18 protein-coding genes and 1 pseudogene are annotated in these 23,372 nt (G+C 72.7%); 9 read left to right on the top strand and 10 right to left on the bottom strand.

Features of this window, described 5'->3' with window-relative positions; translation table 11 throughout:
- Window positions 1-45 precede the first annotated feature (45 nt).
- Window positions 46-810 carry an SDR family oxidoreductase gene (locus ACCP09_RS00855; protein ID WP_433742516.1) on the top strand — a complete coding sequence of 255 codons (765 nt, stop codon included), beginning with the start codon at window positions 46-48 and terminating at the stop codon, window positions 808-810.
- On the opposite strand, the gene ACCP09_RS00850 is transcribed toward ACCP09_RS00855, so the two are convergent.
- The gene (locus ACCP09_RS00850) at window positions 792-1,619 is read right to left on the bottom strand and encodes a LysR family transcriptional regulator (RefSeq protein WP_123685444.1); all 828 of its coding nucleotides are present in this window, start codon (window positions 1,617-1,619) and stop codon (window positions 792-794) included. The two genes, ACCP09_RS00855 and ACCP09_RS00850, sit on opposite strands and share 19 nt — an antisense overlap.
- Window positions 1,620-1,735: 116 nt before the next feature.
- Between ACCP09_RS00850 and ACCP09_RS00845 the strand changes: the two are divergent.
- Both ACCP09_RS00845 and ACCP09_RS00840 read left to right on the top strand, forming a co-directional pair.
- Window positions 1,736-2,306, top strand: a pseudogene (locus ACCP09_RS00845) (IS110 family transposase); the annotation flags it as partial.
- 57 nt (window positions 2,307-2,363) lie between these two features.
- Entirely contained in the window at window positions 2,364-3,671 is a 1,308-nt protein-coding gene (locus tag ACCP09_RS00840) for an MFS transporter (RefSeq protein ID WP_433742514.1), read from the top strand.
- On the opposite strand, the gene ACCP09_RS00835 is transcribed toward ACCP09_RS00840, so the two are convergent.
- Together ACCP09_RS00835 and ACCP09_RS00830 are read right to left on the bottom strand one after the other, a co-directional pair.
- Window positions 3,620-5,629 carry a prolyl oligopeptidase family serine peptidase gene (locus tag ACCP09_RS00835; RefSeq protein WP_433742512.1) on the bottom strand — a complete coding sequence of 670 codons (2,010 nt, stop codon included), beginning with the start codon at window positions 5,627-5,629 and terminating at the stop codon, window positions 3,620-3,622. The genes ACCP09_RS00840 and ACCP09_RS00835 overlap by 52 nt on opposite strands.
- 29 nt (window positions 5,630-5,658) lie before the next feature.
- Entirely contained in the window at window positions 5,659-6,219 is a 561-nt protein-coding gene (locus ACCP09_RS00830) for a TIGR03086 family metal-binding protein (protein ID WP_433742510.1), read from the bottom strand.
- Window positions 6,220-6,299: 80 nt separating this feature from the next.
- Between ACCP09_RS00830 and ACCP09_RS00825 the strand changes: the two genes are divergently transcribed.
- Together ACCP09_RS00825 and ACCP09_RS00820 are read left to right on the top strand one after the other, a co-directional pair.
- Entirely contained in the window at window positions 6,300-7,724 is a 1,425-nt protein-coding gene (locus ACCP09_RS00825) for a PLP-dependent aminotransferase family protein (RefSeq protein ID WP_433742508.1), read from the top strand.
- A gap of 35 nt (window positions 7,725-7,759) precedes the next feature.
- Entirely contained in the window at window positions 7,760-8,188 is a 429-nt protein-coding gene (locus tag ACCP09_RS00820) for a CBS domain-containing protein (protein WP_027934916.1), read from the top strand.
- Between the two features lie 32 nt (window positions 8,189-8,220).
- Here the strand turns inward: ACCP09_RS00820 and ACCP09_RS00815 are convergent, their stop codons facing one another.
- Together ACCP09_RS00815 and ACCP09_RS00810 are read right to left on the bottom strand one after the other, a co-directional pair.
- A complete protein-coding gene (locus ACCP09_RS00815; RefSeq protein ID WP_433742505.1) occupies window positions 8,221-9,279 on the bottom strand; it encodes a DUF2293 domain-containing protein in 1,059 nt (352 codons plus the stop codon).
- Between the two features lie 54 nt (window positions 9,280-9,333).
- Complete coding sequence (locus tag ACCP09_RS00810) at window positions 9,334-10,281, bottom strand: hypothetical protein (protein WP_431905690.1); 948 nt, start codon at window positions 10,279-10,281, stop codon at window positions 9,334-9,336.
- A 254-nt stretch (window positions 10,282-10,535) separates the two neighbouring features.
- Between ACCP09_RS00810 and ACCP09_RS00805 the strand changes: the two genes are divergently transcribed.
- On the top strand, window positions 10,536-11,972 hold the full coding sequence (locus tag ACCP09_RS00805) for a DUF4192 domain-containing protein (RefSeq protein WP_433742502.1): 1,437 nt from the start codon (window positions 10,536-10,538) through the stop codon (window positions 11,970-11,972).
- 176 nt (window positions 11,973-12,148) lie between these two features.
- Here the strand turns inward: ACCP09_RS00805 and galE are convergent, their stop codons facing one another.
- The 3 genes from galE to ACCP09_RS00790 form a co-directional block, all read right to left on the bottom strand.
- Window positions 12,149-13,138, bottom strand: coding sequence for a UDP-glucose 4-epimerase GalE (gene galE / locus ACCP09_RS00800; protein ID WP_378334001.1), 990 nt, complete (start codon window positions 13,136-13,138; stop codon window positions 12,149-12,151).
- 94 nt (window positions 13,139-13,232) lie between these two features.
- Complete coding sequence (gene galK, locus ACCP09_RS00795; RefSeq protein ID WP_433742500.1) at window positions 13,233-14,405, bottom strand: galactokinase; 1,173 nt, start codon at window positions 14,403-14,405, stop codon at window positions 13,233-13,235.
- On the bottom strand, window positions 14,402-15,097 hold the full coding sequence (locus ACCP09_RS00790) for a metal-dependent transcriptional regulator (RefSeq protein WP_020421072.1): 696 nt from the start codon (window positions 15,095-15,097) through the stop codon (window positions 14,402-14,404). The genes galK and ACCP09_RS00790 overlap by 4 nt, the downstream gene beginning before the upstream one ends.
- Before the next feature lie 104 nt (window positions 15,098-15,201).
- Between ACCP09_RS00790 and ACCP09_RS00785 the strand changes: the two genes are divergently transcribed.
- The 3 genes from ACCP09_RS00785 (at window position 15,202) to ACCP09_RS00775 (ending at window position 20,845) form a co-directional block, all read left to right on the top strand.
- Window positions 15,202-16,371: an acetoin utilization protein AcuC gene (locus ACCP09_RS00785; RefSeq protein ID WP_020421071.1), complete on the top strand. Its 1,170-nt coding sequence runs from the start codon at window positions 15,202-15,204 to the stop codon at window positions 16,369-16,371.
- A gap of 1,141 nt (window positions 16,372-17,512) precedes the next feature.
- Window positions 17,513-20,140 (top strand): bifunctional GNAT family N-acetyltransferase/acetate--CoA ligase family protein, encoded by a 2,628-nt coding sequence (locus ACCP09_RS00780; protein WP_051363145.1) that lies wholly within the window; start codon window positions 17,513-17,515, stop codon window positions 20,138-20,140.
- 90 nt (window positions 20,141-20,230) lie between these two features.
- On the top strand, window positions 20,231-20,845 hold the full coding sequence (locus ACCP09_RS00775; protein ID WP_433742498.1) for a hypothetical protein: 615 nt from the start codon (window positions 20,231-20,233) through the stop codon (window positions 20,843-20,845).
- Here ACCP09_RS00775 and ACCP09_RS00770 read toward each other — a convergent pair.
- Together ACCP09_RS00770 and ACCP09_RS00765 are read right to left on the bottom strand one after the other, a co-directional pair.
- Window positions 20,832-22,331 carry a long-chain-fatty-acid--CoA ligase gene (locus tag ACCP09_RS00770; RefSeq protein WP_433742496.1) on the bottom strand — a complete coding sequence of 500 codons (1,500 nt, stop codon included), beginning with the start codon at window positions 22,329-22,331 and terminating at the stop codon, window positions 20,832-20,834. The genes ACCP09_RS00775 and ACCP09_RS00770 overlap by 14 nt on opposite strands.
- Window positions 22,328-23,368: an acyl-CoA dehydrogenase family protein gene (locus tag ACCP09_RS00765; RefSeq protein ID WP_433742494.1), complete on the bottom strand. Its 1,041-nt coding sequence runs from the start codon at window positions 23,366-23,368 to the stop codon at window positions 22,328-22,330. The genes ACCP09_RS00770 and ACCP09_RS00765 overlap by 4 nt, the downstream gene beginning before the upstream one ends.
- Between the last annotated feature and the right edge of the window lie 4 nt (window positions 23,369-23,372).

Raw genomic sequence — 23,372 nt, 5'->3', positions numbered from 1 at the left:
GCCCGGCCGCTGTCACGTTTCGGCGGCCTGCCGAGTCTTCTCAGCATGAGCGAAACGATCCTCGTCACCGGTGGTACCGGTGTGCTCGGCCGGGCGGTCGCCCGGCGTCTCCTCGCGCCGGAGCGGGAGGTGCGGGTGCTGAGCCGTCGTCCGGCGCCGGACGGCACGGCCTACGCCTGGCGCACCGGCGACCTCCGCACCCGGCAGGGCATCGACGCGGCGGTGGCGGGCGCGGACGTGATCGTGCACTGCGCGACCACGCTCGGCGGCAAGGACGTCGCCACCACCAGGACTCTCCTCGACATCGCGCGGCGCCACGGTGACCCGCACGTCGTGTACATCTCGATCGTCGGCGTCGACCGGGTCCCGCTCCCGTACTACCGCGCGAAGCTCGCCGCGGAGGAGGCCGTCGTCGCGTCGGGGCTGCCGTGGACGATCCTGCGGGCCACGCAGTTCCACGACCTGATGTGCCGCGTCGTGGAGATCCAGCGCCGCCTGCCTGCCGTCCTGTACCCCGCCGGGTTCCGGTTCCAGCCGGTCGACGCCGGCGAGGTCGCCGCGCGCCTCGCGGACCTCGCCCTCCACGACCCCGCCGGCCGGGCGCCGGACATGGGCGGCCCCGAGGTGCGGGACTTCGCCGACCTGGCCCGGAGCTACCTGCGCCACCGGGGCCGCCGGCGCGTGCTCGTGCCGGTCCCGCTCCCCGGCGCCACCGCCCGCGCCTACCGGGCCGGTCACCACCTGACGCCGAACACCTCGGGCCGCACCACGTTCGAGGAGTTCCTGGCCGCTCAGGCCGCCATCGCGTAGAGGACCTCGCGCAGGTCGTCCTCCCGGTCGGTGCGCCACACCACGCGCAACGCCAGCTCGGCGCGCTCCGCGAGCGGCTGCGCGACGAGCGTGCCGTCGGCGAGGTCGCCGCCGACCGCGAAGTCCGGCAGCAGCGCGACGCCGAGGCCCTGCGCCACCCACGACCGGATCGTCGACACGCTGTCGAACTCCAGGCGCCTACCGCCCGTGCCCAGCAACCGGTCGGCGGCCATCCGGAACGAGCACCCGTCCGGCGTGACCAGCAGGGCGTCGCCGTCGTACCCGGGGCGGGCGACCAGGTGCAGCCGGACCGTCTCGATGTCCACAAAGGACAAATCGCCGCCGTCGAACCCCAGTGTGCCCAGCGTCGTTCCGGTGTCCAGGAGGAGACCCGCGTCCAGCGAGCCGTCCGCCACCGCGCGCAGCAACGGTTGTCGCATCAGGGACCGCACCGACAGGTCGACGTCGGGCCGGCGATCCCCGAGCCGGGCGACGACGGCGGGCAGCCGCGTGGCGACGAGCGTTTCGAGCGCGCCGACGGTGAACCGGGTGCGCTCGTCGCTCACCAGGCGCCGGATCGACTCGGCCTGGTCGAGCAGCCGCCGCGCCTCGGGCAGCAGCAGGCGCCCGCGCTCGGCGAGCGCCATACCGGTCGGTTTGCGCTCGAACAGCACCACCCCGAGCGAGCTCTCCAGCGAGCGCACGTGCTCCGAGACCGTCGCGGGCGACAGTTCAAGCAGCGAGGCCGCGCCGGTGACCGAGCCGGCGGACGCCACCGCCACGAAGGCCCGCAACTGCCGCAACTCCATGAGATCCACTCTAGCCAGGAGGTGTTCGGAAAAACCGAACGCAGCCTGCGGAGCAGCCCCACGGCCGCCCGGGCACCGCGACGACGCGGCGGGGCAACCCGGCGCAGCCCGACTCCGGTTCGACAATCACGCACCCAGCAGTGCTGAGATCCTCTCCCGTTGCGGCGGCCCCGGCCGGCATCCGCAAGGCCGGACGCCGCAAGGTCACCGCCATCGCGGCGACTCACGCGCCCCGCACGGGCGAAAAACTCGTCGCCGACATCTGGACCGCGCTGGGCGAGCAGACCGTCACCGTCCCCGGAACGGCCGCAGCCGACACCGTCCTGCCCCGGCGCGCCGACAGCCTGAAAACCGTGCTCCAGCAACGCAAACAGGTCGCCACCGAGGTAGAGGACATAATTGATGTGCACCCTCCTCGAGATCGGCGACGCCTCCGCCGTCAAGTCCTCGGCACACCAGGCCGCCTACGCCGGCATCGCCTCCACCACCCGCAAATCCGGCACCAGCATCAACGGCGAACACCCCACCAGAGCTGGCCTACTGCCAGCGCAAACGCGAAGAAGGCAAGAAACACAACGCCGCCCTCATCTGCCTAGCCCGACGCTGCTGCGACGTCCTCTACGCATGCTCCGCCACCACACCCACTACCGCCACCCCCAACCAACCCCGGCGTCCGGAAAAACCTGACGCCGCATCCGGTCGCGCCCGTTGAGCGAACGCCGCCGGAACCGGAGAGTCGCCGCCGTGACGACAACCGCTACCCGGGGCAGCCTCCTCGGCGTCTCCCTCGCCTACTTCCTCGTCCTGCTGGACACCACCGTCCTCACCGTCGCGCTGCCCGGCATCCGCGCCGACCTCGGCGGCTCGGTCGCCGGGCAGCAGTGGGTGGTCAACGGCTACACCGTCTCGTTCGCCGCGTTCCTGCTCGGCGGCGGCGCCCTCGCCGACCGGTTCGGCCCGCTGCGCGTGTTCCGCTGGGGCGTCGCGAGCTTCGGCGCCCTCTCGCTGGTCTCGGCGTTCGCGCCGAACCTGACCGTCCTGGTCGTGCTGCGCGTCCTGCTCGGCGTCGCGGGCGCGGCGTGCCTGCCCAGCTCCCTCGCGCTGATCAGCCGCCTGCATCCGGACCTGGCCGCGCGGGCGAAGGCGCTCGGCGCGTGGGCGGCCATCACCGGCGTCGCGCTCGCCGCCGGGCCCATCGCGGGCGGGCTGCTGGTCGACCTCGCGGACTGGCGGGCGGTGTTCCTCGTCAACGTGCCGCTCGCGGCCCTCGGACTTGCCCTCACCCGCGGCCGCGAAACGGCGCCCGCCGGTCGCGGCTTCGACGTCCGGAGCCAGCTCGCCGCGTGCGTGTTCCTCGGCCTGCTGACCGAGGCGATCGTCGACGCCCAGCCTCTCGCGGCCGTCCTCGCGCTGCTGGTGCTCGCGTTCTTCGTCCACCGGGAGCGCCGCTCGGCGGCCCCGTCCGTGCCGCCGGTCCTGGTGCGCAGCCGGGGCGTCGCGGTGAACCTGTTCGCCGGCGCGGCGGTCAACTTCGTGCTCTCCGGCGCGTTGTTCGCGGTGACCCTGCTGCTGCAGGACGAACGCCACCTCACCCCGGTCGAGACCGGGCTGGCGTTCCTGCCGCTCACCTTGCCGACCGCGTTCAACCCGCTGCTGACCAGCCGGATCGTCGCCGCCCGCGGCCCGCGCCTCCCGGTCGTCGCCGGGCTGACCCTGCTGACCGCAGGCGCCGCTGTCCTGGCCGCGACCGTCCACGCGCCCTACCCGCTGCTGGCGTGCGGGCTCCTGCTGCTCGGCCTCGGTGTCTCCCTCGCTCTGCCCGCGCTCGTCACCGGCGTGGTGACCGCCGCGCCCGACGGCTACGCCGGAACCGCCGGTGGCCTGCTCAACGCCGTCCGCCAGGTCGGGGCGACCGTCGGCGTCGCGGCGATGGGCGCGGTGGTGGCCACCGGCGCGTTCGGCTGGGCGTTCGTGCTCGCCGCCGCGGTGGCGGCGAGCGGTCAGCTGCTGAGCTTCTGCCAGAGGAACTCGAACAGCAGGGCCCACTTGTAGGCCAGCTGCTCGTTGTCCGCCGCGGCGCCGTGCCCGCCCTCGATGTTCTCGTAGTACCGCACGTCGTGCCCCTGCTCGAGCATGCGCGCCATCATCTTGCGCGCGTGCGCCGGGTGCACTCGGTCGTCGCGGGTGGACGTCATGAACAGCGTGGGCGGGTACTTCCGTCCCTTGTGGACGTTCTGGTAGGGCGAGTACTTCGAGATGTACTCCCATTCCGCCGGATCGTCCGGGTCGCCGTACTCGGCCATCCAGGACGCGCCGGCCAGCAGCAGGTGGTAGCGCTTCATGTCCAGCAGCGGAACCTGGCTGACGATCGCGCCGAACAGCTCGGGGTAGCGGGTGAGCATGACGCCCATCAGCAGGCCGCCGTTGCTGCCGCCGTGGATGCCCAGCCGGTCCGGCGTCGTGATGCCGCGCTCGACGAGGTCCGCGGCGACCGCGGCGAAGTCCTCGTAGACCAGGTACCGGTTCTCCTTGATCGCACCGGTGTGCCAGCCCGGCCCGTACTCGCCGCCGCCGCGGATGTTCGCGAGCACGTACGTGCCGCCGCGCGCGAGCCAGCCGCGGCCGGTCACACCGCTGTACGCGGGCAGGCGGGACACCTCGAACCCGCCGTAGCCGGTGAGCATCGTCGGGCCGTCCCCGTTGCGCGGCCGCACCACGAAGTACGGGATCCGTGTGCCGTCCTTCGAGGTGGCGAAGTGCTGCTCGACGGTGATGTCCGAGGCGTCGAAGCGGGCCGGGGCCTGCTTCAGGATCTCGGTCGCGCCCCCGACGTGCCCGTAGGAGAGTGTCGCGGGCTGGGTGAAGCCGCTGGTGTTGAGCAGGTACTCGTCGCTGTGGTCGGGATCGGTGTCGACGATCTCCGCGGTGCCCAGCTCCGGCGCCCCGGCCAGCGGCTCGCGGCGCCAGCCGTCCTCGCCGGGGGTGAGCACGTGCAGCTCGGTGTGCACGTCGGCGAGGGTGGTGAGCAGCAGGTGGTGCTTCGTCCAGTCCCAGGCCTCCAGCGAGGTGCGCCCGTCCGGCTCGAACAGGACGGTGAGGTCGCGCTCGCCTGCCAGGTAGTCGTCGAACCGCGCGGCGAGCAGCGTGCCGGGCGCGTAGTCGCGGCCGCCGACCGTCCAGGCCGTGCGGGTGCGGATCAGCAGCCACTCCTTGTGGGTGCTGGTCTGCGCGTCCTCCGGCACGTCGAGCTTGACCAGGCCGTCGGGTGTGCGCAGGAACTTCTCCGTGCGGTAGAAGTCGATGGCGCGGCCGACGAAGTCGCGCTCGAACCCGGGCGTCGGGTCGTGGTAGGCGAACACCGCGACGTCGTCCGGCTTGCCTTCGAAGACCGTGTCGGCCTCGGCGAGCGGCGTGCCGCGGCGCCACTCCTTCATGATCCGCGGGTAGCCGGACGCGGTCATCGAGCCGGGGCCGAAGTCGGTGCCGACGTAGATGCGGTCCTCGTCGATCCAGCCGACGCGGCTCTTGGCCTCGGGCAGTTCGAACCCGCCCGCGACGAACTCACGCGCTTCCAGGTCGAACTCGCGCACCACGGCGGCGTCCGCGCCCCCGCGGGACAGCTCGGCCAGCCCGCGCCGGTACGACGGCCGCAGCACCGCCGCGCCCTGCCAGACCCAGTTCTCGCCCTCGGCCTCGGCCAGTGCGTCGACGTCGAGCAGGACCTCCCACTCGGGCCGCTCGGTGCGGTAGGAGTCGAGCGTGGTGCGCCGCCACAGGCCGCGCGGGTGCGCCGCGTCCTGCCAGAAGTTGTAGAAGTACTCGCCGCGGCGGCGGATGTAGGGGATCCGGTCGTCGGCGTCGAGCACCTCGCGGGCCTCGTCGCGCAGCTGCTCGAACCGCGTGCCGCCGGTGAGCTCGGCGACCGATTCGGCGTTGCGCTGCCGGACCCAGTCGAGCGCCCGCTCGCCGGTCACGTCCTCGAGCCACAGGTACGGGTCTTCGTCAGCCATGTCCCCATCCTGCCAGGTGGGGATGATTTTCAACGCCAGGCGGGGTCGCGGCCGGTCAGCGCGAGGAACCGGTCCAGTTCACCGGCGTCCGGGGTGATCGTCACGGCGGGCGCGAAGACGTCGTCGTCCGGGCGCGGCCGGGTGCGCATCCGCTCGGCGAACCGCAGCGCGACGTGCACGGCCTCCGGGTCGGGTTCGTAGGGCGCGTCGAGGGTGCGGGCGAGGTCCCAGCCGTGCGCGACCGAGTCGACCAGGTGCATGGTGAGCGCGACCGGGGCGGGGAAGGTGCCGAACTCGCGGACCGTCACCTCGCGGTCCAGCACCGCGTCGTCGGCGGAGGCGGCGAGGAAGGCGTCGACCGACTCCGCGTAGGCGCGGTACGGGTCGTCACCCGGCGTTCCGGACGTCCAGTCCGGCGCGGCGCCCTCGCGCAGCGCCACCGCGAAGGCGTGATTTTCGCTCACCTGGTGGGTGAGCAGGTCACCGAGCGTCCACCCCGCGCACGGTGTCCGCAGTCTGAGGTCGGTTACCCCGGAAACGATCTTGTCCACCTCGGCGAGGACCCGCCGGTCGAGGTCTCGGATGTCCATGTCGTCAACCTAGGAGTGCCAGTGGCCCTGCTGAAGGTCCAAAGCTGGGCCAACGGAGTTGGGCCAATTAGGCTGGCGAGGTGGACATCCAGATCGAGCTGGGGGCCGGCCGGAGCCGGCGGGATGCCATCTACCGCCAGATCCGCGAAGCGATCCTCGACGGCCGCCTGCGCGACGGGGACGCCCTGCCGCCCACCCGTGAGCTGGCGCAACGGCTCGCGGTGTCGCGCAACACGGTCAGCGCCGCGTACGACCGGCTGGTCGCCGAGGGGTTCCTGGAATCGCGGGTCGGCGCGGGCACGTTCGTCGGCGCGGGCGCCCGGCGGGACGGCCGGCCACCGGACAGCGGGCCGGCTTCGCTCACCGCGGTCCCGGTGTGGGACGACGTGCCCCGCCCGCCGGACCGGTTCCGCGAGCAGCCGTCGTTCGACTTCCGCTCCGGCGCCCCGGACGTCTCGCTGTTCCCGTTCGACACCTGGCGCCGCCTGGTCACGCAGCAGCTGCGGCGGTCGCGGCACGACCTGCTCACCTACGGCGATCCGCAGGGGCACCCCGGTCTGCGGGAGGCGATCGCACGGCACATCGGCGTGTCGCGGGCGGTCCGGGTCACGGCGGACGACGTGCTGGTCACCAACGGATCGCAGCAGGCGGTGGATCTCGCCGCCCGGGTGCTGGTCGAGCCGGGAGCCCGGGTCGCCGTCGAGGATCCCGGTTACCCGCCGCCGCGTCAGCTGTTCGCGACGCTGGGTGCGCGCCCGGTCGGGGTGCCGGTGGACGACGAGGGCATCGTCGTCGACGCCATCCCCGATGACTGCCGCCTGGTGTACGTGACGCCGTCGCACCAGTTCCCGCTCGGGGTGTCGATGTCGATGGCGCGGCGGGTGGCCCTGATCGACTGGGCCCGGCGGCACGACGCGGCGATACTGGAGGACGACTACGACACCGAGTTCCGCTACACCGGGCGGCCGCTGGAACCGTTGCGCAGCTTGGATTCCAGTGGACGGGTGCTCTACATCGGATCGTTTTCCAAGGTGCTCCTGCCCGGGCTGCGCCTCGGGTTCCTCGTCGCGCCGCCGGGGTTGCGGCCGGCGCTGGCGAAGGCGAAGTACCTGACCGACTGGCACTCGGCGAGCCTCACGCAGGCGGCGCTGGCGGAGTTCATGGACAGCGGCGAGTTCGCGCGGCACATCCGCCGCACGCGCCGCGAGTACGCCGCCCGGCGCGAGGTGGTGTGCCGGGTCGTCGCGCGCGAGTTCCCGGAGCTGCGGTTGATCCCGTCGTCGGCCGGACTCCATGTGAGTGCGTTCAGCGCGACGCCGGTACGCCCGATGGTGCGAGCCGCGCGACGGGCGGGGGTGCGGATCTACACGCTCGGTGACTTCACGGGCGTGCGGGATGCCCTGGACGGACTCGTTTTCGGCTTCGGCGCGATCCCCCGTGACCGCATCGAGCCGGGGCTGCGGGAGTTGCGGGCTTTCGCGGACAGCGACCGGGCTCTAACCTGATGTGAGCCGGGTCACGAGCAGCTTGGAGGCTGTCGATGCGGATCGCCGACTTACTGCGGAGCAAGGGGAACTGGGTGGCCACGGTGCGGCCCGAGTCGTCCATCACCGATCTGCTCGCCGGGCTGGCGGAGCACAACGTGGGCGCGATGGTCGTGGCCGGGGAGGACGGCATCGCGGGCATCGTGTCGGAGCGGGACGTGGTGCGGAAGCTCAACGACCACGGGCCCGCCCTGCTGAAGCGGCCGGTGTCGGAGATCATGACGACGGTGGTGGCGACGTGCACCCCGCGTGATTCGGTGGACGACCTGAGTGTGCTGATGACCCAGCGCCGGGTGCGGCACGTGCCGGTCGTGGAGGGCGGGCGCCTGGTCGGGATCGTCAGCATCGGCGACGTGGTGAAGAGCCGGATGGAGGAACTGGAGGCGACGCAGCAGCAACTGGCCGCCTACATCGCGCAGGGCTGAGCCGGCCGGACCGCCTCTCTCGCCGTCGCGGTTCACCCGGCTGAAGGCTGGGCCCACCCTTCCAGCACCCGGTCCAGATCCGCCCGGATCCGCTCCCGGGCGTCGGCGCGCGGCACGCCGTCCATGAGCAGCCGGTCGTAGGCGGTGTCGAGGTGCCGTACCGAGGCGATCACCGCGAGCCGCACGGCTTCCTCGTCGAGCGCCCGCCCGGCCGCGGACCGCCCGACGCGCCCGCTGCCCCTGGTCCCCGCGTGCTCGGCGATCAACTGGGCCCGCTCGGCCGGGCAGCCCGGGTACAGCCGCCGGACGACCTCCGCGAACGCGGCCTGGAACTCGACGTCCTGTGCGGCCCGGCGGTACGCGTCCCGTTCCCGGCGCCGGGCGCGGACGTCCTCGTCGGCGAGGCACTGCTGTTCGGCGCGTTCGAGCGCGGCTTCCTCGACCAGGATCCCTTGCCGCTCATGGCGTTTGCGCCGCCGGTTGAACCGCAGGACCAGCACGGCGAGGGTGCTCTCCAGCTTCGCGCGGCGGGACAGCGCGGCGTTGCCGGCGGGCAGGAAGACCAGGTGGTCGAAGTCGGCGCAGGCGAGGCACAGGTGGCCGTCACCCTCGGGCAGGTGCAGGTCCCCGGTCGCGCCACGGGTCGCGCACCCGGCGCAGGTCCAGTCGTTGCCGGCGATGGTCACGGCGAGGTCCGGCGCCTTGTTCTGCCGCTCGGTGAGACGTGCGCGTTGCTTGTCCGTCAGTCCTGGGGCCAGCCAATGGGTGCGGCACAGCTGATCGAGCGCGTCGTCCTCGGTGAACCGCAGGTCGCGGCGATCTCGGGTGCCCGCGACGTAAGCGCTGTCGGACGGGCTCAGCCCGTTCGCGCGCGCCCAGTCGCCCAGGCACTCCAGGGCTTCGGCGATGCGCGCGGTGCCGACGGGCAGTTCCTTGGCGAGGGGGCTGAACCGCCCGCGGCGCCACTCTTCGACGCGGGAGGGATGCACCCAGCCGAGTGCGGTGAACACCTCGACTGGGGCGACGTACTTGCGCTGGGCGAGCGCGGCGCCCGCCACGGAGGCGACGCGGTTGTGCAGTTTGGCGGCCATCGGCCCGGAATTCTAACCGCGGTCCCTGCTTCCACCAGGAGCCGCGGTAGCAGGTCAGGGCAATTCGCTCACGGTCGGCCGCAGGGCGCTGATCCCGGCCGTCAGCGCGGCACGTCCCCTGCCGAAGCTCGTCCCCAGCGGCAGCTCGGTCAGCAGCACGGCGACGTAGCGGTAGTCCTGCCCCACGAGCCCGGTCGTGTTCAGCACGACGGCCCGGTTGATCTCCATCCAGCCCTGCTTCACCGCGCGCGGAAGCCCAGGCAGGCCGTCGGGGATGCCGAAGTACTGCGGGAAGCCGTCCGCGGCCGGGGTCCGGATCGCCGCCAGCCCGTCGAGGATCGGCTGCCGCGCCTCGGGTGGCACCTCGGTGGCCAGGTAGCGGTAGATGGCCACCAGGTCGTTCGGGGTCGTCCTGGTCATCTCCCACTGGTCGGAAATCCGCGGCGGATGCGTGTTCTGCAGGTTCATCAGATCAGCCATCCGCGTGATGATCGATCCGCGCCCGCCCGAGTTCCAGAGCGATTCGGCGTCGCCGTCGTGGCTGAGCGACAGCATTTCGACGATGCGCTCGCGCTGTCCCTCGCTGGGGGCGTGCCACCCGCCGGTGTGCAGCACGTCGATCGCCATCAGGAGCTTGACCACCGACGCCGCGTAGAACTGCCGGTCCCCGTTCGCGGAGGCCAGCAGTTCACCGGTGGCCGTGTCGTACAGGGCGAGGCCGACGGTGGTCCCGGACACCTCGTGGGTGACCGCACCGGTCGCGGCGGCGGCGAGCCGCGTGCGCTCGTCGGCGGTCAGCGTCGAGTGCGTGGTGCTGACCGGTGTGCTCGACGACGCCGTGCCGGACGGTGGCAGGGTGCTGGGCGGCGGCAGGGTGCTGGGCGCCGCGACGGGCACCGAACCGGTGTCCGCCTCGCCGATCGTCAGCGAGGTGACGACCACGGCTGTGGCGACTCCCGCGCCCACCCCGGCGAGCACGACGCGCCATTTCATGCCCCGCATAACGTCCACCTAATCGGATTCGTGCCCCGCGGAGGTAACCGTACGGTAAAACCGCGCGATCTCATGTCGATCTTCGTCAGGTCGGGTGGAATCTACTGTGGACCGAACGGAGCAGGGCGGGCACCCTACCGCACACCCCTGACAGGAACGCGTCAGCGGCCCGCGCGGGCGGGAAGTTGTCCACATCGTCCTGAACCATCCACAGAATCCCGTTCTGTTTCGGGAAGACCGGTTTTTTGCCCCATAGTGGATTCATGACTTCCACGACCACCGACACCGGCACGGACGGCCGGATCACCGTCCGCATCTCCGACCCGGGCGAGCTGATCGCGGCGGTGCCGCATCTCCTGACGTACCGGCCCGGCCCGTCCGTCGTCCTGCTCAACCACGGCGGCCGGGAAAGCCCGATCACGCCCGTGATCCGCGCCGATCTGCCCGACTCGACGTGCGAGCCGGATGCGGCCCGTGAGCTCGTGCGCGCCGTGCTCCGACATCCCGGCGCCGGGGTGACGGTCGTGATCATCGGCCGCCGCCCCGGCCACCGGGCGCCGCCGGGCCGGATACCGCACCACGGCCTGGCCCGCCGGTTGATGTCCGCCTTCGGGGACGCCGGACGGCCGGTCGACCACGCACTGTGGGTGCCGGAGATCCGCGGTGGAGCGCGGTGGCGGTGCTACCACGAGGTGTGTCTGCGGGGCGTGCTGCCGGACGATCGGGAAACCGTGCTGGCCGCGACGATGGCGACGACGGGCCAGGTGACCTACGGCAGCCGCGGGGAAGTGGCACGACTGCTCGACCCGGACGACCCAGCCGCCATCACCCGGCGACAACGCATGCTGGACGCAGCGATCGACAATTGGCCGACGAGACCGGACTTTGCCGCTACGGACAGCCCCGACGAGCCCAAACAGGCCACGGGGGGCAGTGCCGCACGGGACTGGTTCGGCGCGACGGAGGTTGCTGATCGGACTGCCGCGGGTGGTGCCGCGCCGGGCGGTTTCGGTGAGGTGGCGCCCAGTGGGCTGGCCGCGGCGGGCAGTTCCGCACCGGAGTGGTTCGGTGCGACGGAGGTTGCTGATCGGACTGCTGTGGGTGGTGCCGCGCCGGGGGGTTTCGGTGAGGTGGCGTCCGGTGGGCTGGCCGCGGCGGGCAGTTCCGAGGAGGCGAAGCGTGCCGCGGCGAGCAGTTCCGCAGTGGACTCGCACGTCGAGGCGGAGCGGGCAGCTGAGGACCGGGTCGCACCGGACTGGTTCGGCGAGGCGCAGTCGGCCGAGCACCTCGCCGTCGTCCGCGCCGCCCTGGCGCGGGCCGTCGCGGGCGACTTCGACCTGAGCGACGAGGACGTGGTGTCCCTGGCAATGGCCCTGTCGGACCTCACGGTGCGCGACCGTTGCCTCACGACGGCCGACCCGCCCGGCGAACCCCCGGCCACCGCCGCCGAACGGCTGTGGCTCGAACTCGTGCGCCGCACCCCGATGCCGGAACGCGCCGAGCCGGCCGTGCTGCTCGGCTACTCGGCCTACCGCCGCGGCGACGGCGTCCTGGCCGCCCTGGCGTTCGACAACGCGCTGGCCGCCCACCCCGGCCACCGCCTCGCGGAGCTCCTCCGGATCTGCCTCAGCCACCAACTCCCACCCGAAACGCTGCGCCGCCTGAGCGACTGCCAGGAAGGAGGCCTCATGCCCACATGACCCAGTCGTAAGCGCCAGCGCGCAAACGCATGACGATGGGCCCCTGGGGAGGTCGGCTACGGCAGGGCCAGCTGTGGAGGCCGGTCAGGCACATCAGTGGCGGAGCAGACTCCCGACCGGCATCAGCCGCCCAGGCCAGGCCGTTCGGGCGGCGCCGACCCCAGCCACCGAGTGGATCAGCCGCCGAGTGCCTTGCGCTCCTGCGTGAAGCGCCAGGCGTCGCGGACGATGCCTTCCAGGTCGGCGCGCTCGGGCTTCCAGCCGAGCTCCTCGCGGGCCCGGTCGCTGGCGGCCACCAGGATCGCGGGGTCCCCGGCGCGGCGCGGCGCAACCTCGGCCGGGATCGGGTGCCCGGTCACGGCCCGGCACGCCTCGATGACCTGGCGCACGGAGAACCCGGTGCCGTTGCCCAGGTTGTAGATGCGGTGTTCACCGGCCCGCGCGTGCGTCAGCGCGAGCAGGTGGGCGTCGGCGAGGTCGGCGACGTGGATGTAGTCGCGAACGGCCGTGCCGTCGTCGGTGGGGTAGTCCTCGCCGAAGATGCCGATGTGCGGGCGGTCCCCGGTGGCCACCTGCAGCACCAGCGGGATCAGGTGGGTCTCCGTGGTGTGCCGCTCCCCGAAGCGACCGTACGCGCCGGCGACGTTGAAGTACCGCAGGCTCACGGCAGCCAGTCCGTGCGCCCGCGCGTAGCTGGTGATCGCGTGGTCGATGGCGAGCTTCGACGCACCGTAGGTGTTGGTCGGCATCGTGGGCGCGGTCTCCGGGATCGGGCTGCGCTCCGGCTCACCGTAGGTGGCCGCCGTGGAGGAGAAGACCAGGCGCGGCGTGCCGTGCGCACGCATCGCGTCCAGCAAACGGATGGAGGTGATCACGTTCCCGTGCCAGTACTTGGCCGGGTCCTGCATCGACTCGCCGACGAGGGACTTCGCCGCGAAGTGCAGCACGCCGTCGAAACCCTCGCCGAGCAGGGACGCCGTCGCGTCGGCGGCGTCGCCCTCGACGAAGCGCGCGCCGTCGGGGACGGCGTCCGCGTGGCCGGTGGACAGGTCGTCCACGACGACGACCTCGTGCCCGGCCTCCAGCAGGCGGGCCGTGCAGACGCTGCCGACGTAACCGGCACCGCCCGTGACGATCAGCTTGAGGCGCGAGGAGTCGGAAGCCATGGTCTCGTCGGAAGCCTTTCTCGAGAACGAAAAGGAGGTGTCGCCAGTGTGGACCAGCAACCTGTGAGCCACGCACAGGTCCGGCCCCGCCGAATTACAGCTCGTCGCGTCCGGCGCCGGGCGACGGGACCGCCACGAAGGCACGCGGCGCGCGGTAGCCCGCGCGGTCGAAGGCCTCCGTGACCGCCACCTCGACGGTGTCCACAGCGGACTCGGGCACGAGGGCGATCGCGGTGCCGCCGAACCCGCCGCCGGTCATCCGCGCGCCGAGGGCGCCGTTGGCCTCCGCGACCTCCACGGCGAGGTCCAGCTCCGGGCAGGAGATCCGGTAGTCGTCGCGCATGCTGACGTGCGAAGCGGTGAGCAGCGGTCCGATGTCGCCGATCCGGCCGTCCCGGAGCAGGGCGACGACGTCGAGCACGCGCTGGTTCTCCGTCACCACGTGGCGGACGAGCGGGCCGAGCTCGGCGGGCAGCTGCGCGAGCGCGCCGTCCAGGTCGCCGGGGTCCACGTCCCGCAGCGCCTTGACGCCGAGCAGGTCGGCCGCGCGTTCGGTGCCCTTGCGGCGCTCGCCGTAGCCGCCCTCGCTGTGGGCGTGCTTGACGCGCGTGTCGATGGCCAGGATGCGCAGGCCCGCGGCCGCGGCGTCGAACGGCACCTGCTCCATCTCGCCGGAGCGGACGTCGAGGAACAGCACGTGACCGTCGACGCAGCACAGCGAAGCGGTCTGGTCGAGCACGCCGGTCGGGGCGCCGACGAAGTCGTTCTCGGCGCGCTGGGCCCAGCGGGCGATCTCAGCTCGCCGCTCCAGGCCCGGGTCGTCTTCGCCGGCCAGCCCGAGCAGGGCCAGCGCCACCGCGCACTCCAGCGCGGCGGAGGAGGACAGCCCGGCTCCGGTGGGGACGTCACCGGCCAGGACTACGTCGGCGCCGCGCTCGACACCGTGGTCGCGCAGCACCCACGCCACCCCGGCCGGGTACGCGGCCCAGCCGTCGACACCACCAGGACGGAGATCGGGGATCGTGACCGGCCGGGCTTCCTGGATGCGCCCGTCGGAGCCGAGGGTGGACACGGTGAGGACCTGGTCGGCGCGCGGGGACGCGGCGGCGGCCAGCCGGTGCGGCAGGGCGAACGGCAGCACGAAACCGTCGTTGTAGTCGGTGTGCTCGCCGATCAGGTTGACCCGGCCCGGCGCGGACCACACGCCGGACGGGGGCCGCCCGTGCACGGACCGGAACGCCTCCGCGGCCTCGCTCGCGGAGCTCACTTGGCCTGCGCCAGAACCGCGTGCAGCACCGACATGGGCACCTGGACCGCGCCCAGCTCACCGGTCAGCTCCGCGGTGCCGCCGCCGTCCGCGCGGCGTACCGACACGACGCTGCCGGGGGCGACTCCCGCCTTCTTCAGGTCCACCATCAGCTTCTCGTCGAGCTGGATGTGCTCGGCCAGGCGCCGGATCTCCGCCTTGCCGCCGCCGGACCGCGCGAAGTCGTCCAGCCGCACCAGGTCGGCCTCGGCGGGCGGCGCGGGCAGCCCGCCCTCGCCGAGCTTGTCCAGACCAGGGATCGGGTTGCCGTAGGGCGAGGTGGTCGGGTGGTCGAGCAGCCGGACCAGCTTGCGCTCCACCGCCTCGCTCATCACGTGCTCCCAGTGGCAGGCCTCGGTGTGCACGTGCTCCCACTCCAGCCCGATCACGTCGAGCAGCAGCCGCTCCGCGAGGCGGTGCTTGCGCATGACGGCGATGGCCAGCTCCCGGCCGTGGTCGGTGAGTTGCAGGTGGCGGTCGTCGGCGACGCGCACCAGTCCGTCGCGTTCCATGCGGGCCACCGTCTGACTGACTGTCGGACCGCTCTGCTGCAGCCGCTCGGCGATGCGGGCGCGCAGCGGTACGACACCTTCCTCTTCGAGCTCGAAGATGGTCTTCAAGTACATCTCTGTGGTGTCGATGAGATCGTTCACGATGTCCCCTTCGTCCGCGACAATCCATGGTAGTCGTTCCGGGCGACGGTCACCCCAGGTGACCGGGAGGATAATCCCGCTCCTCACGGCTACCATCGGACGTCATGCAGCCCGCCGTCGTCTGGGATCCCGCCCTCCTCGGTTACGACCTCGGCGGTGAGCACCCGTTCAACCCGGTCCGGCTCGACCTCACCGTGCGGCTCGCCACTGAGCTGGGGGTCCTCGACGGCGTGGAACTGCTCGTGCCCGAGCCCGCCACCGATACCGAGTTGTACCGCATCCACGCTGAGGAGTACCTGGCGGCGGTCAAGCTCGCGCCGACCGCGGGCTGGGACGTCGGCCACGGCCTCGGCACCGCCGACAACCCGGTGTTCAGCGACATGCACGACGCCTCCGCCCTGGTGGTCGGCTCGACCCTGCTCGGGGCGCGCAAGATCGCCGACGGCGAGGCGCGGCGTGCGGTGAACATCGCTGGTGGCCTCCACCACGCCATGCGCGACCACGCCGCCGGGTTCTGCGTCTACAACGACTGCGCGGTGGCCATCTCCTGGCTGCTCGACCACGGTTTCGACCGCATCGCCTACGTCGACACCGACGTCCACCACGGCGACGGCGTGCAGGCCGCCTTCTACGGCGACCCCCGCGTGCTCACGGTCTCGCTGCACCAGCACCCGTTCACGCTGTGGCCGGGCACCGGGTACAGCGCCGAGACCGGGTCCGGCGAGGCCGAGGGCACGTCGGTGAACGTGCCGCTGCCGCCCGGCACCCGCGACGCCGGCTGGTTGCGTGCCTTCCATGCGGTCGTGCCGTCGCTGCTCGAGGTGTTCCGGCCACAGATCCTGGTCACCCAGTGCGGCGTCGACTCCCACGAGGAGGACCCGCTCGCGGACCTCGCGTTGTCCGTCGACGGTCACCGGACCATTTACGCTACTCTCCGTGACCTCGCTGAGCGTCACGCCGAGGGCAGGTGGCTCGCCGTCGGCGGGGGCGGGTATCAGCTGATCCGGGTCGTGCCGCGCTCGTGGACGCACCTCATGGCGACGGTCCTAGACCGCGACGTGAAGCCCGAGACGCCGCTGCCGCCCAACTGGGTCAACACCGTCCTGCGGGCCGCGCCGAGCGCTGAGCTGCCGCCGGAGATGACCGACGGCCGGGACACCACGTTCCGCTCGTGGGGGGACGGGGCGGACGACCCGGTCGATGTCGCGATCCGGGACACGCGCCGCGCGCTGTTCCCGCTGCACGGCCTGGACCCGGACGACCCGAGGGACTGACCCGACCGATCCGAGGAATCGACGTGAGATGAGCAGGAGCGACAAGCCCGACGGCCCCCACGAGGACGAGCCCCGCGGAGCCGCACCGGCCGGCAGGCCCGACCAGGTTCAGGGGGATGGCGCGCCGGAGGAGGAGAGCACGGAGGGCGACCTCGGCGCGACCGCGGGTGCCGGCGGACGGGCCGCTGCCGGCCGGAATCGGGGCGACAGCGCGGGCGGTGGCCAAGCCGCCCGTGGCGGCTCCGGGCCGAGCGGGGTGGGCAGTGTCGGTGGTGGCGGGGCCTCCGGTGGTGCGCAGGCCGCCGGTGGTGGGGCCTCTGGTGGTGGCCAGGCCGCCGGTGGCGGCTTGGGGTCGGGCGGCGGTGTGGGCAGTGTCGGTGGTGGCGGGGCCTCCGGTGGTGAGCGAGCGGCCGGTGGCGAGGTCGCCGGTGGTGCGCAGGCCGCCGGTGGCGGCTTTGGGTCGGGCGCCGGTGTGGGCAGTGTCGGTCGTGGTGGGGCCTCCGGTGGTGCGCGAGCGGCCGGTGGCGAGGCCTCCGGTGGTGAGCGAGCGGCCGGTGATGAGGCCTCTGGTGGTGCGCAGGTCGCCGGTGGCGGCTCGGGGTTGGGCGGCGGTGTCGATCAGGAGCAGGTGGGTGGCGCTGACGTGGGCAGTGATCAGGGCAGTGCGGGCGGCAGCGGGGAGCAGGAGCAGCTGACCGGTGCCGGCGAGCGTGGGGGCGCGGGGCAGACGCAGGTGAGCGGCGCCGGTGAGCGCGGTGGTGCTGGCCGCGGTGGTGCTGGTGGGCCGAGCGGTGCTGGTGAGCGCGGCACTGGTGGCCGCGGTGGTGCTGGTGAGCGGAGCGGCGCCGGTGAACGCGGCACTGGTGGCCGCGGTGGTGCTGGTGAGCGGAGCGGCGCCGGTGAACGCGGCAGCGCTGGCCGCGGTGGTGCTGGTGGGCCGAGCGGTGCCGGTGAGCGCGGTGGTGCCGAGGAGCGTGGTGCTGCCGGTGCGTCCAGCGATGCCGGCCAGGAGCCAGCCCCCCGTGGCGCGTCCGGCGGCGCCGGTCCCGGGCGGGCGGCCGGCGCGGGTGAGGGCGCGAACCGGGAGAAGCACGGGCCCCGTGATCCCTACGACTATCCCCGCCATTGGGAGGCCGACGTCCTGCTCAGCGACGGCGGCACCGTCCACTTGCGACCCATCGTGCCGAGTGACGCCGACGCCCTCGTCGCCTTCCACGGCAAGCTTTCCGAGCGCACCCGGTACCTCCGCTACTTCGGCGCCTACCCGCGCATCCCGCAGCGGGACCTCGAACGGTTCTCCGTCGTCGACCACCACGACCGCGTGGCGTTCGTCGCCCTGCTCGGGGACGACATCATCGCCGTGGGGCGGTACGAGCGGCTCGGCGACGGGCCCTCGGCCGAGGTGGCGTTCGTCGTGGACGACGCGCACCAGGGGCGCGGCGTCGGGTCGATCCTGCTGGAACACCTGGCCGCCGCCGCGTCCGAGAGCGGCCTGCGCCGGTTCGTCGCCGAGGTCCTCGCCGAGAACGCCGCCATGGTGCGCGTCTTCCGCGACGCCGGTTACCAGGTCAGCCGCGCCATCGAGGAGGGCGTGCTGCACCTGGAGTTCGACATCGACCCCACCGAGGAGTCCCTCGCCGTCGCCCGCGCTCGCGAACAGGCCGCCGAGGCGCGCAGCGTCTACAACCTCCTCCACCCGCGGTCGGTCGCGGTCATCGGCGCCTCGGCCGACCCCACGAAGGTCGGCTACTCGGTTCTGTCCAACCTGCTCGCCGCGGACTTCGCGGGCACCGTCTACCCGGTCAACCCGGAGCACCGCTCGGTGCGCGGCGTGCGCGCGTATCCGTCCGTTGTGGACATCCCGGACCCGGTGGACCTCGCCGTCGTGGCGGTGCCCGCGGACCAGGTCGAGTCCGTGTTGGACGGTGCGCTCGCCAAGGGCGTCAAGACCTTGCTGATCGTCACCGCCGGTTTCGGCGAGGCGGGCCCGCACGGCCTGCACGCCGAGCTGCGCCTCGTCGGCGAGGCACGCGCGCACGGCATGCGCGTGGTCGGCCCGAACGCCCTCGGCGTGCTCAACACCGATCCGGCGGTCCGGCTCAACGCCACCCTCGCCCCGCGCCTGCCCAAACGGGGCCGCGCCGGGTTCTTCTGCCAGTCCGGCGCCCTGGGCACCGCGATCCTCGCCGACGCCGAAGCGCGCGGCCTCGGCCTGTCGACGTTCGTGTCCGCGGGCAACCGCGCCGACGTCTCCGGCAACGACCTGCTGCAGTACTGGGAGACCGACACCAGCACCGACCTCGTCCTGCTCTACCTCGAATCGTTCGGCAACCCGCGCAAGTTCGCCCGCCTCGCCCGGCGGCTCGGGCGCAGCAAGCCGATCGTCGCGGTCAAGTCCGGGCGGCACGCCGTCCGCCCGCAGCTGGCCGCGACCTCCGCCGAGGTCGACGAGTCGAGCGTGCAGGCGCTGTTCGAGCAGGCCGGTGTGGTGCGGGTGGAGACGCTGGCCCAGCTGTTCGACACCGCGCTCGTGTTCGCCCACCAGCCGTTGCCCGCGGGGCCGCGGATCGGGATCGTCGGCAACTCCAGCGCGATCGGCCTGCTCGCCGCCGACACGGCCCGCGCGCAGGGGCTGCGGCTCGCGTTCGACCCGGTGGACGTCGGGCCGCAGGCGGGTCCGGAGGACTTCGCCGCGGCGGTCCGGGAGGCGCTGAACAACCCGGAGACCGACGCGCTGGTCGCGGTGTTCGTGCCGCCGCTGTCGATCCCGGGCAGCACGTACGCGCGGGCGCTGCGCGAGGCGGCGCAGGAGCTGGACCAGGGCAAACCGATCGTGTCGACGTTCCTCGCCGCCGAGGGCGTGCCGGACGAACTGGCCGTGCCGGGACCGGACGGCGCCCCCGGGCGCGGGTCGATCCCGTCCTATCCCAGCCCGGAACGCGCCGTGAACGCGCTGGCGAAGGTCGTGCGGTACGCGGCGTGGCGGCAGCGGCCGCAGGGCACGCTCATCCGCCCCGACGGGCTGCACGTCGAGCAGGCCGAGCAGGTCGTGCGGGAGATCCTGGCCGGCGGCGACAAGAACGTGGTGCTCGAGGACGCCGACATCGTGCGGCTGCTCGGGTGCTACGGCATCGACGTGGTGCCGTTCCGGGTGGTGTCGAGCGCCGAGGCCGCGGTCCAGGCCGCGGAGGAGCTCGGCTACCCGGTCACGGTGAAGGCCGTGGACGAACGCCTGCGCGGACGGCCGGACCTCGCGGGCGTGCGGCTGGACCTGGCGTCGCCGGACGCGGTCCGGCGCGGGTACGAGGACCTGAGCGAGGTGTCCGGCGAGCGCGACGTCTACGTGCAGAAGATGGCGCCGAAGGGCATCTCGTGCCTGATCGGCCTGCAGGACGACCCGTCGTTCGGCAGTCTGGTGTCGTTCGGGTTGTCGGGGCTGGTGAGCACGCTGCTGGGGGACCGGGCGTACCGGGCGGTGCCGCTGACCGATGTGGACGCCGCGACGCTCATCCGCGAGCCGAAGAGCGCCCCCCTGCTGACCGGCTACCGCGGCGACGAGCCCGCGGACCTGGCGGCGCTGCAGGACATGGTGCTGCGGGTGGCGGCGCTGGCGGAGGACCACCCCGAGGTGCGGGCGCTGACGCTGGACCCGGTGATGGCCTCGCCGGAGGGCGCGTTCGTGGCCAACGCGCGCATCGTGCTCGGCCCGCCGCCGGCCCGGCCGGACACCGGGCCCCGGCGGCTGCGCCCGATCAACGCGACGTTCTGACGGAAGCGGTGACAGGCGTAGTGCGGCTTGAGATTTTCTCAGTGCCGTCGTGTCAAGGTGAGGCCGAGGACATCGGAAACAAGGATGAGTGTGCGCTCTTCACCTATCGACGTGCGGCACGAAGGCGTTGCCACGACGGATGACAGCCGCGACCAGCGGGCCCGCAAACTCGCGATCTGGCTTGCCGGGTGGGCGTTCGTCTACGGCTGCTACCGCGCCTACTACGCCTTCGGCGGCACGTTCGGCATGATCGGTGAGCCGGTTTCGAAGCCGGTTTTCCAGGCGATCAACGCTGCCGGAGCCGCCATCATCATGGCCGCGGCGGTTCTTCCGCTGATCCTCGCCAGGCCGGCCCTGCGGCGGGCGTTGCCGTTCTTCGGCTGGGCCGGCGCGGTCGGGTGCTGCATGCACGCCGTGGTCAACTGGACGTTGCGGGTGCTCAGCGTCACGGGCGTACACCCCACCGAGTTGCCGGGCAGTGTCTGGGTTTCCTATGACCGGAACGTCGCCGATCTGCAGGACCTGTTCCTGAACGAACCGTGGTTCTTCGTGGAAGGTCTGCTGTGGGGTGCGCTGGCTCTGGTGTTCGTGCGTGCGTCCCGGCGCCGCCTCTGGCTGACGACCGCTGTCGCGGCGATGGTGTTGACGTCCGCGCTGGGGATCTTGACGGGCGTCGGACTCCTGGACTCCTTCATCGTCCTCTGAGGGCACGCGTCCAGGCCGGATCGCAACACTCCGTCCCCTCCGCCGCCAGCTGCCGTTTCACGATCTTGTACGTGGATGTCCTCGGGAGTTCGTTGACGAGGCGCACGAACCGTGGCAGCTGCTTCGGCCCGAGGTCGGGTTGCGCGGCGAGGAACTCCCCGAACTCCTCGGGCGACAGCGGCCCCGACAGCACCAGCGCGGCCATCACCTGGTCGCCCACCGCCGGATCCGGCACCGCGTACACCGCCGCCTCCGCGATCGCCGGGTGCCGCAGCAGGATCCGCTCGATGGGCGCGGTGCCGAGGTTCTCGCCGTCGACCCGCAGCCAGTCCCCGAGCCGCCCGGCGAAGAAGCAGAACCCGTTCTCGTCCACGTACGCCAGGTCCCCGGTGTGGTACCGGCCGTCGCGGAGTCGCTCGGCGTCCGCCTCCGGGTTGTTGTAGTAGCCCGCGAACGCCCCCGCACCGGCGGTGTTCACCAGCTCCCCGACCACCCCGGGCGGGCACTCCGAGCCGGTCTCCGGGTCCAGCACCGCGACCCCCTCCGGCAGCGGGCCCAGCGACCCCGGCGGCGTGTCCGGCGTCCGCGCGAACCCGATCCCGCCCTCGGTCGAGCCGAACGCGTCCACCACGTGGCAGCCGAACCGGCGGCCGAACTCGGCCAGGTCCGCCTCCGCGCCCTCGTTGCCGTAGACGATCCGCAGCGGGTTGTCCGCGTCGTCCGGCAACTCGGGCGTCGCCAGCACGTAGGACAGCGGCTTGCCCACGTAGTTCGCGTAGGTGGCGCCGAACCGACGCACGTCGGGCAGGAAACCGGACGCCGAGAACCGCCGCCGCATCGCCAGGGCAGCGCCCGCGGCGAGCCCGACCGACCACCCGGCCATGATCGCGTTGGAGTGGAACATCGGCATGGACAGGTACACGCAGTCCGAACCGGACAGTCCGAACCGGGAGGCGAGCATCTGCCCGGGGAAGGCGATCTTCTCGTGCGTGCACCGCACCGCCTTCGGGTCGCCGCTGGTGCCGGAGGTGAAGATGAGCATCAGCAGGTCCGAAGGCGTTGCGCGCACCGGGGACAGCGGAGCGCCCGCGCACGAATCCAGCAACGCGGCCCACTCCGGCCCGTCCAGGTCCAGCACCGGCACGTCCACCCCGTCCAGCAGCGCCGCGTGCCGCCCCTCGGTGAGCACCAGCTGGCAGTCGGCGAGCCGGATGTCCCGCTCCAGCGCCGCGCCCCGGCGCGTCGGGTTCAGGCCGACCAGCACCGATCCCGCGAACGCGCACCCGCCGAGCAGGAACGAGAACGACGGCACGTTGTCCGCCAGCACACCCACGTGCTTCACCGGCCCGGTCAGCAGCGAACGCAACACCGCCGCGTGGTCGGCGCACTGCTGCACGTGTTCCCGCCACGTCCACGCCGAGTCCTCGAACCGCAGGCCGGGGCCGTCGTCCGCGGCGCGCGCCAGCAGCATCTCGGTGACCGTCATGACGTCGCGAGCAGCTCGCCCAGCACCCGCAGCTGCGCCGTCGCCCCGCCGAGGGCGAACTCCAGCCGCTTGGCCGCCACGAAGTACCGGTGCAACTCGTGGTCGGTGTCGATGCCGACCCCGCCGTGGATATGGACCGCGGTGTGCGCGACGCGGTGCCCGGCCTCGGCGGCCCAGTACTTCGCCGTCGCGACCTCCGGCGCTGCGGGCAGCCCCTCCGACAGGCGCCACGCGGCTTGCCACAGCGTCAGCCGCACGGCTTCGACGTCGATGTAGGCGTCCGCCAGTCGCTGCCGCACCGCCTGGAAGGCACCGATCGCGTGCCCGAACTGCTCGCGCTGGCGCGCGTACTCCGCCGTGCGGTGCAACGCGCTCTCCAGCACGCCGAGCTGCTGCGCACACAACCCGACAGTCGCGTGTTCGAGCAGGGACACCGCTGGCAACCGCGAAGCCGCGACGCCGTTCAGCTCGACCAGTCCGGCGTCGGCGTGGTCGACCACGCTCTGCGCCCGCACCCCGTCCGCCGCGACGACGAACACCGCCGTCCCCTCGGACGTGTGCGCGGGCACGACCAGCGCGTCGGCGAACGCGGCGAACGGCACCGCCGTCTGCGCCCCGGACACCCGCCAGCCCCCGCCGTCCGGTTCCGCCGTGAAGCCGCACGGCGCGCCCGCGTCCGGCAGGGCCAGCGCCAGCACCGCCTGACCACGCACCGCCGGCACGACCCACTCCTCGATCAGCTGCCCGTCCCCGGCCTCGGCGATCGCGGACGCGGCCACCACGGTCGGCAGGTACGGCACCTCGGCGACGGTCCGGCCGATCTCGGTCAGCACCGCGCACTGCCCGAGCAGCCCGAGGCCGCCGCCCCCGACCGCGGTGGGCAGCGCCGCGTCGATCACCCCGGCCCCCGCCAGCTCCTGCCACACCGCGCGGTCGAACCCGCCCTCGCCGTGCGGGCTCGCCGAAGCGCGCTCGGACAGGATGCGGCCGGCGAGCGCGGCCAGTTCGGTGACGTCCGCACTCAACGCGAAGTCCACGGGT

Source organism: Amycolatopsis sp. 3B14, assembly GCF_050958625.1.
Taxonomy (GTDB): domain Bacteria; phylum Actinomycetota; class Actinomycetes; order Mycobacteriales; family Pseudonocardiaceae; genus Amycolatopsis_E; species Amycolatopsis_E thermoflava.
This window is presented reverse-complemented; position numbering and strand designations above follow the sequence as displayed.